Source organism: Aquipuribacter hungaricus (assembly GCF_037860755.1).
GTDB classification, from domain to species: Bacteria; Actinomycetota; Actinomycetes; order Actinomycetales; family JBBAYJ01; genus Aquipuribacter; species Aquipuribacter hungaricus.
The window spans coordinates 23,217-33,016 of sequence record NZ_JBBEOI010000018.1 but is presented as its reverse complement, the minus strand read 5'-3'; the positions used below and the strand labels follow the sequence as shown (position 1 = coordinate 33,016).

Sequence of the window (9,800 nt, the reverse complement as noted above, 5' to 3'; positions counted from 1 at the left end):
GTCGATGTCGAGGTCGTCGGTGAAGTTCTTGTCGAGCTCCACGGCGGCGAGCGTGCGGGCGAGGGAGACCGCGCCGGGGGTCTTCAGCCGCGAGGGGTCCAGGTCGCGGGCGCGCAGCGCGGTCACCACGTGCAGGCGGTGGCGGGCGCGGCTGACCGCCGTCGTCATGAGCCCGGCCCCGCCGGGGGCGTCGAGCGGGCCGAAGCGGTGCAGCACGCGACCGTGCGGGGTGCGGGCGAACCCGGTCGTCAGCAGCACCTCGTCGCGCTCGAGGCCGCGGGTCTGGTCCACCGAGGCGACGACCACGGGCTCGGGCATCGCCGAGGAGAACGCCACGGCGAGCGACGGGTAGGCGCGCACGGCCCGGCGGACCCCGCCCGCGACGGCGAGCGCGTGGGCGCGGGTGAGCGCGACCACCGCGACGGAGCGCGGCGGGTCCTGCGCGGCGAGCTCGGCGACGAGGCGCAGCGTCTCGCGGACCACCCGGTCGACCTCGACCTCGGTGCTGTCGACCTGGTCGGCGTCGCCCTCGGGCAGGCCGACGGCGTCCTCGACGAGGTTCCAGGTGACCGCGGGCTCCGCGGCGGGCGAGCCGGTGCTGCGGACCGGCGTGCTGCCGGTGACCGCGGGCAGCCCGGCGAGCGCGGGCTGGTGGGTGCGGTGCCCGGTGCGGAGCCGGTCGACGGGCAGGCAGCTGCCGAGCACGGCGAGCGCGGAACCCTGCCGCGCGACGCCCAGGTCGCCGAGGGCGAGCACCTGCGAGCTGCGGGCCAGGGCGCCGCACGCCTCGGGGAAGCCGGCGCGACCGGCGTCGTCCAGCACGAGGACGTCGACGTGGTCGTCGACCGGGAGGGCAGCCACGTCGGCGGGGACGAGCACGCGCACCGGCCCGGCCAGCCGGGAGCCGCTGTCCACCTCGCCGCGGGCGGCGCGGACGCGGGCGGGGGCGGCGGCCACCCAGTCGCGCTGCGAGGCGGCGTAGCGCTCGGACGCCTCGCTCGTCACCGCCCGGTCCGACAGGGCGGGCGCGGTCGCCTCGGCCACGCCGGTCCACCACGCCAGGCGCAGCTCGCGGGCGGCGGCGCCCGGGCTCACCGTGCCGGTCGGCAGCCGGCGCAGGTGCGCGAGCAGGCCGGAGCCGCCGCGCTCGCTGACGCGCTGCTCGAGCAGGGTGCGGCGGGGCAGGTCGTCGAGGGCGTCGGCCTCCTCGAGCAGCCGGGCGGCCACCTGCTCGACCTGGCCGACCGGTCGGCGGGACAGCTGCAGCCCGGGGTGGAGCAGGTCCAGCCGCTCGCACGCCCGCACCAGCTCGCCGAGCGTGGCCACGAGCCCGGCCGTCGAGGAGGGCAGGTGCGCCCAGCCGGACCCCTCGGAGATCTTCTGCCAGTCCAGGCGCTGGGCGGCCGCGGCGGACAGCAGCCGGTGCAGCTGGCGCTCGTCGCACTCCACGCCGGGGCGGACGAGCTGGCGGGCCCGCCGGCGCAGTCGCCAGCGCTGGGCGCCGCCCAGGGTGTAGCCGGTCGTCCGGCGGAACTCCTCGTCGGCGGTCGCGGCCACCAGGTCGAGGATCGGGACGTCGAACACCTCGGGGACGAGCCGGTCGAGGGTGGTCTGCAGGCCGGCGAACAGGCGGTGGCGCTCGGCGACCTCGGCCACCGTCGTGGCACGGACGGTGCCGGTGCCCTGCGCGAGCTCGGCGGCGGCGTCGACCGCCTCGGCGACCAGCCCGTCCCGCAGCCGGGCGGACAGGCCCAGGGCCTCCTGCGCACCCTGCCGGTCGGTGATCCGGGCGCCGGTCCAGGCGGTCTCGGTGGGCTCGAGCGAGCCGAGCGCGACGGCCTCGGCGAGGTCGTCTGCCAGGGCCTCCATCTGCTCGCGCGACAGCCCGGTCCCGGGGTCCTGCGCGAGGACCACGTCGCTGAGCCGGGGTCCCTCGACCGCGGCCTCGGCCAGCACCTCGAGCACCTGCGCGCGGGTGACCTGCCACGGCCGCCGGACGCGGCGCAGCTCGGCGACCGCCGCGCGGTAGCGCTCCCCCGCCTCGACGTGGCGCCGGGCGGCCTCCTCGGCGGGCCCGCCCGTGGACCCCGCGGTGCGGGCGGCGGACTCGGTCGAGGCGGCCGGGCGGCCGGAGCCGTCGCTGACGAGGTCGCCCAGGCCGAGCGCCACGAGCCGGTCGACGAGCACGTCGCCCTCGGCGCGGGTGGGGACCACGACCAGGCAGCGCCGGCCGGTGGCGGCGGCGACCGCGGCGACGGCGGTCGCGCACGTGGTGGCACCGGCGCCGGGCGGGGCGTCCACGGCGGTGCTGTGGCCGGCCAGGACGGCGGTGAGGACGCGCCGCTGGTCGGGGTCGAGCCGGACGGGCGAGAAGCGCTCGAGCAGGTCCTGGACGCCCTGGCCGGGGTCGTCGACGACGGGCAGGCCGTGGCCCACCCGCGCGAGCAGGTCCTCGACGGGCTCGTCCTGCTCGTCGCCCACCCAGGCCAGCGGCGAGGACGGGCCGACGGTGGTGCGCAGCCGCTCCAGGTCGGCGAGGACCCGGTCGCCGTCCAGCGACACCGGCGCCAGCAGCAGCCGGCGCCGCAGCAGGGCGCCGGGCACGCCCGGCAGCGCCGCCTGGACGAGGTCGAGCAGCGGGTAGGGGTCGAAGCCGTTCCCGCTGGTCCGCAGCCGGTCCCCGAGCACCGCCGGCAGGTCCACCGTGCCGCCGCTGCGCTCGAGCAGCTCCCGGGCCAGGGCAGGGTTGAGCTCGACCTGGCCCTCGACCACGACCTGGGCGTCGGTCTCGCCGCTGCCGCCGACGCGGCAGGAGCGGAGCAGGACCGGCATCTCGCCGCCGTCGGGCAGCACGACGACCCCGGCGACCAGGTGCCCCGCGGTATGGCCGCGGTCCTCCAGCGAGCCGACGACCTCGCGGAAGCGGCGCAGCTGCGCGAGGGCGGCGACGCGGGCGTCCGGGTCGCGGACCAGGCCCGACAGCTTCTGCCGGCCCGAGGCGAGCAGGTGCGCCTGGCCGGAGGGGTGCGCGGAGGTGACGTCGAGGCAGGCCGCCTCGACGGGCCTCAGGTCGCGGGTGCCGGTCGGGTCCTGCAGCAGCGCGGTCCGGGCGCGGTCGAGCACCTGCGCGGCGCGCCCCGCCGGGCCCGTGGTCCCCGGACCCGTCTCGACCGACGGCTGTCCGGGGGATGGCATGTGCTCACGGTACGAGATCCCGCGCCCCGCGGGCGCCTCCCGCACCCGGGGACGCCCGGACGCCGGAGGAGTCCCGGGCGGCCCGGCGGGGCAGCCGGAGCACCCCCTGGCCCACCGCCACGCCGAGCACGACGACCAGGCCGCCGACCACCTCGGCGAGGCCGATGCTCTCGGCGAGCAGGAGCGCACCGAGCGCGACGCCGATGACCGGCGACAGGTAGGTGACGGTGGACGCGAACGTCGCCCCGAGCCCCGCGGTGACGGCGGTGTTGAGCACGAAGGCGAGCCCCGTCCCGAGCACGCCCAGCGCGACCATCCCCAGCACGACCCTGGTCGTCAGCTGGACCGGCTCCCACGACAGCACCGGCGCGGCGAGGAGGGACCAGGCCAGTCCCATCGACACCTGGCCGAACGCGATGACCAGCGGGCCGGTGCCGCGGGGGATGACGAACCGGCGCACCCACACCAGCCCGGCGCCGTAGCAGGCGGTCGCCCCCAGGCAGGCGGCCTGCCCGAGCAGCGCGTCGCGCCCGCCGAGCCCGGCCACCTGCGGCAGCGCCACGACGACGACACCGGCGAAGCCGACGAGCAGACCGACCGCCTTGCGGGTGGTGACGCGCTCGCTCGGCAGGAACAGCAGCACCATGACGAGCGTCCACAGCGGCGTCGTCGCGTTGAGGATGGCGGCCAGCCCGGAGTCCACGAGGGTCTCGGCGTAGGCGAACAGCGTGAACGGGGCGAAGCAGAACAGGACACCGAGTACCGCGAAGTGGCCCCACGTGCCCCGGTCGGCGGGCAGCGCGGTGCGGGTGACCAGCAGCCAGCCGCCGAGGAACAGCGTCCCGAAGAGCAGCCGCGCCAGGGCCACCTGGCCGGGGACCAGGCCCTCGAGGCCCCACTTGATGAACAGGAAGCTGGCCCCCCAGCAGGTGGCGGCGACGAGCCAGGCGACGACCAGGGCGGGACGGGAGACAGCCACGCCGTCACGCTAGGTCCCGGGACCGACCGCGGACCTCCCGCTGCGGGCCGAGCAGGCCTGCCCCGCCCAGGTGGCCTGGCCGCGAGACGGCCCGGCCCGCGCCAGCAGGCGAGAGGAGCGTCTGTCAGGCGACCCGCTCGTCCTCGGCGCCGCCGTCGAGCCGCACCCCGAAGCCGTGCCGGGCCAGGTGGTACAGCGGGTGGCGCGGGACGAGCAGGTCGTGGACGCGCCGGGTGGACAGCTCCTCCAGCCGGGCCGTCGCGGCGGCGAGCGGGCCGGGACCGGCCGCCCGCGCGCGGAGCATGACGTGGGTATTGGCCCACACCTGCTCGCGGCTCTCGCGCAGCAGCCGCGCCGACGCCGCCCGCGACAGCGGCAGCAGCAGCCGGTCCAGGACGCCGGGCGCGGCCGCCGCCGCCCTCACCAGGTGGCGGGACTCCTGCGGGACCAGGGCGACGATCACCCCGTCGAGGGCGTGGTGGTCGCGCTCGCGCGAGCCCATGAGGACCGGGTCGTGCCGGTCGCGCTCGCCGACGACCTGCAGCAGCGACTGCGGCATGTCGAAGTTGATGTGGGCGTTCATGCCGAGCAGCACGTGCAGGTACGGCTCGAGGCCGGCCGGCGCCGAGAACGCTTCGCGCCAGGGCCCGGGGACGGTGGCCGGCTCCTGCTGCCACGCGTCGTGCGCCTGCAGGTACAGCTCGGCGAAGGCGACGTCCCAGCGCGCCAGCCACGACGGGTCCTCGACCCGGCCCTGCGCGGCCGCCTCGCCGACGGCCAGGGTGACGCGGCGGTAGGTGGCGAGGAAGTGCCGTGCCGGGTCCCCCGCCCGCTCCAGCTCCTCCAGCCGCTCCCCCATCCGGGCCAGGACGCCGTCGATGAGGTGCTCGGGGCTGTCCACCCGCGGCACGCTAGCCCGCGCCGTCCGGGACCCGACGACCGGTCCTCGACCTCCCGGCGCCCCGACCTACCCTTACCCGGTGGAGGCAGTCGAGCTGCTCGCCGGGGGCGGGGTGGTGGCGCTCACCGGGGCGGGCATGAGCACGGACTCGGGCATCCCGGACTACCGGGGGCCGGGCACGCCGCGCCGTGCGCCCATGACGTACCAGGACTTCACCCGCTCCGAGCGGGGCAGGCAGCGCTACTGGGCGCGCAGCCACGTCGGCTGGCACCGGATGGCCGCGGCGTCGCCGAACGAGGGTCACCGGGCGCTCGCCGCGCTCGGCCGGGCCGGGGTCGTCACGTCCGTCATCACCCAGAACGTCGACGAGCTGCACCAGGCTGCCGGGTCGCCGGACGTCGTGGACCTGCACGGGACCCTGTCGCAGGTCGTGTGCCTGGGCTGCCGGGAGCTCACGCCGCGGGTGCGGCTGCACGAGCGGCTCGCGGCCCTCAACCCCGGCTGGGCCGAGCGGGACGACCTGGGCTCGGCGGACATCGCCCCGGACGGGGACGTCGACCTCGACGACACGGCCGGGTTCGTCGTCGCCCCCTGCGAGCGCTGCGGCGGGATGCTCAAGCCCGACGTCGTGTTCTTCGGCGAGAACGTGCCGGTCGAGCGGGTCGAGCGCTGCTACGCCCTGGTCGAGGCCGCCCGGGTGCTGCTGGTCGCCGGGACGTCGTGCACGGTCTTCTCGGGCCGCCGGTTCGTCGCCCGGGCCGCGCGCGAGGGCATCCCGGTCGTCGTCGTCAACCGCGGCCCGACCCGGGCGGCGGACCTGGCCACGGTGCACCTGGACGCGGGCTGCTCGCCGGTGCTGGCCGGGTGGGCGGCGCACCTGGCACCCTCGCTGGCATGACCGAGCCCCTGGCACGGCCGGACGCGTCCTCCGCACCGCACGACGGGGCCCCGGACCCCTGCCGACCGGTCCGGCTCGTGGCCGACGACGGCGCGGTCCTCACGTTCTGCGCGCACGGCGGGCACGTCCTCGGGTGGTCGCCGGCGGGCGGTGAGGAGCGGCTGTGGCTGAGCCGGGACACCGGCTGCGGGCCCGGCACCGCGGTCCGTGGCGGCATCCCCGTCATCTGGCCGCAGTTCGCGGCCCGCGGCGACGGCCCCCGGCACGGCGTCGTCCGCGACCGCGCCTGGGAGGTGCTGCAGGCCGGCACCGACGACCGGGGGGCGGCCACGGCGCGGCTGCGCCTGGTGTCCGACGGCACGACGACGCCCTACCCGCACGCCTTCACGCTCCACCTCGACGCGGTCGCGGTGGGCGCGGAGCTGTCGGTGCGGCTGTGGGTGCGGTCCGAGGGCACCGCGCCGCTGACCTTCACGGCGGCCCTGCACACCTACCTGCGAGTGTCCTCCACGGCCGACGCCCGCCTGACGGGCCTGGAGGGGCGGACCGCGGAGGCCAACGACGGCAGCGGCAGCACGGTCCTGCCGCAGGGCCCGCTGCCGGTCGTCGGTCCGGTGGACGTCGCCGTGGCCGGCGTCGAGCCCGGGACCCAGGGGGCCGTCGTGCTCCGCGACCCGGTCCTGGGTGCCACCGTGCTCACCGCCGACGGCTTCGGCTCCCGCGTGGTGTGGAACCCCGGCCCGGGCGGCGCCCCGGGCGACGTGCACCCGGGCGGGGAGGGCGAGTTCGTCTGCGTCGAGCCGGCGCAGCTGGAGCCGGTGACGCTGTCCCCGGGCGGGGAGTGGACAGGCTGCCAGGTGCTGCGCGCGGACGCGCCCGCCTGAGGACCTGTCCCGGTCCCGCCCGGGGCGTGCGGGTCAGCCGGCGGCGGGGTAGGGCGAGTCCTTGAGCAGCCGGGCCAGGTGCGCCAGGTGGCGGGCGACGTCGGCGGTCGTGCCCTGCGTCGACTCCGGCTTCTCCTCCAGGTCCTGGTAGTCGACGCCGCCCATGGCCTCGCCGACCCAGTACGTGGTGGCGGCGGCCGGCACGGTGAAGCCGACGTCGACGAGCGCCTGGAACACCTCGGCGCTGGTGTGGTGGGCGCCGTCCTCGTTGCCGACGACGGCCACGCCGGCGACCTTGCCGAAGGTGAGCATGCGGCCCTGGTCGTCGGACTCGGAGATCTCGGCGTCGAGCCGCTCGAGGACGACCTTGGCGACCGAGGACGGCTGCCCCAGCCAGATGGGGGTGGCGAGGACGAGGATGTCGGCGGCCATGACCTTGGCCCGCAGCGCCGGCCAGCCGTCGCCGTCGCCCTCGTCGAGGGAGACGCCGAAGCGGACGTCGTGGTCGACGACGCGGACCACCTCGCCGGTGACGCCGTGCTCGCCGAGCGCGGTGAGGACCTCGCGGCCGAGGGTCTCCGAGGAGGAGGGGGCGGGGGACTTCTTGAGCGAGCAGGTGAGGACGAGGGCAGTCAGGTCGGTCATGCCGGAGGGGTACCCAGACCGGCCCGGCGTCAGACCTGGCCCCCTACCGTCCGGACGCCGGCCGACCCGGCCTGCCTACCGGCCGCCGAACCCGTACGTCCTGCCGTCGCCGCCCACGAGCAGGTAGCCGCCGGTACGGGGCAGCATCCCGGCGATCGGGGAGCTGAGCGTCTGCGCGCCGGTCGAGCCGTGGAACAGCGCGTCGCCGAAGGTGAACACCCCGCCGTCGGAGGCGACCATCCAGTAGCCCTGGCCGGTCGGGGTGGCGAGCATGCCGGTGACGGGGCGCTGCAGCCGCAGGGCGCCGGTCGAGCCGTGGAACACCGCGTCGCCGAAGGCGAACACCCCGCCGTCGGAGGCGACGAGCCAGTACCCGCCGCCCGTGGGCGTGGTGGCCATGCCGACGATCGGCTGGTTGAGGCGCAGCGCCCCGGTCGAGCCGTGGAAGACCGCGTCGCCGTAGGTGAAGATCCCGCCGTCGGAGGCGACGAGCCAGTAGCCGCGACCGGACGCCGTCGGGCTCATCCCCACGACGGGGCGGGCCAGCGGGAGCGTCGAGGCGTCGCCGTAGGAGGCGGCGGGCGGCCCGGTCACGGAGCCCTCGCCGAACACGCGCCCGCCGGGGGTGACGGCCCAGGCGGCGCGCGAGCCCGGCAGGCCGGAGCAGCCGGCGCCGTTCTCCCAGGTCGCGACCACCTGGGTGGTCAGGGGCAGGCCGTCGACCGCCAGCGGGGTGGCGGCGCCGCTGCTGTCCACGGTGAACAGGTCGTAGCGGGTGGGCGACATGGTCCGCTGGACGACGACGACACCGGGGCGGGGCAGGCTGACGGCGCCGGTGCGGTCGTCGCCCGCCGGGCACTCGGCGCTGGGCGGCGCGGAGGACTGCGAGAGCAGGCGGTTCGGCGACCCGGCCGTGTCCAGGACGACGCCCGGGGACGAGGAGGCGACGAGACGCTCCGCCGCCGCCGTGGCGGTCAGGCCGGGCTCGGCCGCCCGCATGACCGCGAGGACGCCTGCGGCGTGGGGGGCCGCCATCGACGTGCCGGAGTCCACCCGGGTCCCGGTCACGGTGCCGTGCGCGGCCGACCGGATCTCGACCCCGGGGGCGAACAGGTCGAGGCAGGCGCCGTGGTCCGACCAGGACGGCCGCCGGTCGGACGCGTCGGTCGCCCCGACGGTGACGGCAGCAGGGACCCGGCCCGGCGAGCTGAGACAGGCGTCGGCCCCGGCGTTGCCCGCGGCGACGACGACGCTGAGGCCGCGCGCGTGCAGGGCACGGACCGCGTCGTCGAGCATCGGGCTGGGTCCCGCGCCGATGCTGAGGTTGACCACCGCGGGGGTCCCCGCCTGGTGGTCCTGCAGCACCCAGTCCAACCCGTCCACGATCCCGCCGACGGTGCCCTTCCCGCGGCAGTCCGCCACGCGGACCGGCACCACCGTCGCCGAGCTGGCGACACCGTGGACGGCGCCTGCTGCGGTCCCCGCCACGTGCGTGCCGTGACCGTTGCAGTCGTCCGTGCCGGCGCCGTCGGTCACCACGGTGAAGCCGGACCGCACGCGGCCGCCGAACTCGGCGTGGCCGGCGTCGACCCCGCTGTCGACGACGTAGATGGTGGCCCCGGCGCCGGTCGAGCGCTGCGTGTAGCTCCCGGACAACGGCAGGGTGCGCTGGTCGGTGCGGTCCAGCCCCCAGGTCACGGGGGAACGGGTGCTCGCTGTCCAGACGACCTGGTCCACCTCGACGGCGAGCACGCGCGGGTCCGCCTGCAGGTCGGCCAGCCCCGCCGGGTCGACCGTGGTGGTGAACCCCGACAGAACGGACTGGAAGACCAGGTCCGCCCCCGCGTCGACGCCGCGCGCGACGACCTCAGGGTCGGCGTCGGGGGCCGTGCGGACGACGACGTCCACGATGCCGTCGCGCGCCACCACCGCGGCCGCCGACAGCGGCGGGCCGTCGGGCGCCGGCTCCGTGAGCGGCGCTGCCTGCTCGTGCACGAGCCCCTGCACCGGGGCGACATGCTGCGCCGCCTGCTGCGCCACGGCGGCGCCCGTCGGTGCCCCGGCCGTCGCCGCGGAGGCGGCAGGCGCACCGGTCAGCAGGAGGCTGCCGAGGGCGAGCGCCACGGCGGAGGACACGGGGCGGGAGCTGCAGTTGACCACTCCCCGATGATGGGCCGTGACGGGACGTGCCGCAGCCGTCCGGTCAGATCCCGACCGCCCGGCGCGCGCTGTCGCCCGGACGGCTGCACCCGGTCGGGGACCGCCCGGGGCGGCCGGTGCCGGTGCCCGCCCGTCGGC

At 77.3% G+C, this 9,800-nt stretch carries 7 protein-coding genes; 2 read left to right on the top strand and 5 right to left on the bottom strand.

Features of this window, described 5'->3' with window-relative positions:
- The 3 genes from WCS02_RS04720 to WCS02_RS04710 all read right to left on the bottom strand — a co-directional run.
- Positions 1–3,195: hypothetical protein (locus WCS02_RS04720; protein ID WP_340290447.1), on the bottom strand; the 3,195-nt coding region annotated here is incomplete at its 3' end.
- Between the two features lie 4 nt (positions 3,196–3,199).
- Positions 3,200–4,174 carry a DMT family transporter gene (locus WCS02_RS04715; protein WP_340290445.1) on the bottom strand — a complete coding sequence of 325 codons (975 nt, stop codon included), beginning with the start codon at positions 4,172–4,174 and terminating at the stop codon, positions 3,200–3,202.
- Positions 4,175–4,298: 124 nt separating this feature from the next.
- Positions 4,299–5,075, bottom strand: coding sequence for a DUF5995 family protein (locus WCS02_RS04710; protein WP_340290442.1), 777 nt, complete (start codon positions 5,073–5,075; stop codon positions 4,299–4,301).
- A 79-nt stretch (positions 5,076–5,154) separates the two neighbouring features.
- Here WCS02_RS04710 and WCS02_RS04705 point away from each other — a divergent pair, with 79 nt between their 5' ends.
- Positions 5,155–5,973 carry an NAD-dependent protein deacetylase gene (locus WCS02_RS04705; RefSeq protein ID WP_340290440.1) on the top strand — a complete coding sequence of 273 codons (819 nt, stop codon included), beginning with the start codon at positions 5,155–5,157 and terminating at the stop codon, positions 5,971–5,973.
- Complete coding sequence (locus WCS02_RS04700) at positions 5,970–6,857, top strand: aldose epimerase family protein (RefSeq protein WP_340290438.1); 888 nt, start codon at positions 5,970–5,972, stop codon at positions 6,855–6,857. The genes WCS02_RS04705 and WCS02_RS04700 overlap by 4 nt, the downstream gene beginning before the upstream one ends.
- A gap of 33 nt (positions 6,858–6,890) precedes the next feature.
- Here the strand turns inward: WCS02_RS04700 and WCS02_RS04695 are convergent, their stop codons facing one another.
- The gene (locus tag WCS02_RS04695) at positions 6,891–7,502 is read right to left on the bottom strand and encodes a flavodoxin family protein (RefSeq protein ID WP_340290435.1); all 612 of its coding nucleotides are present in this window, start codon (positions 7,500–7,502) and stop codon (positions 6,891–6,893) included.
- Between the two features lie 75 nt (positions 7,503–7,577).
- Positions 7,578–9,662, bottom strand: coding sequence for a S8 family peptidase (locus WCS02_RS04690; RefSeq protein WP_340290432.1), 2,085 nt, complete (start codon positions 9,660–9,662; stop codon positions 7,578–7,580).
- Positions 9,663–9,800: the final 138 nt, after the last annotated feature.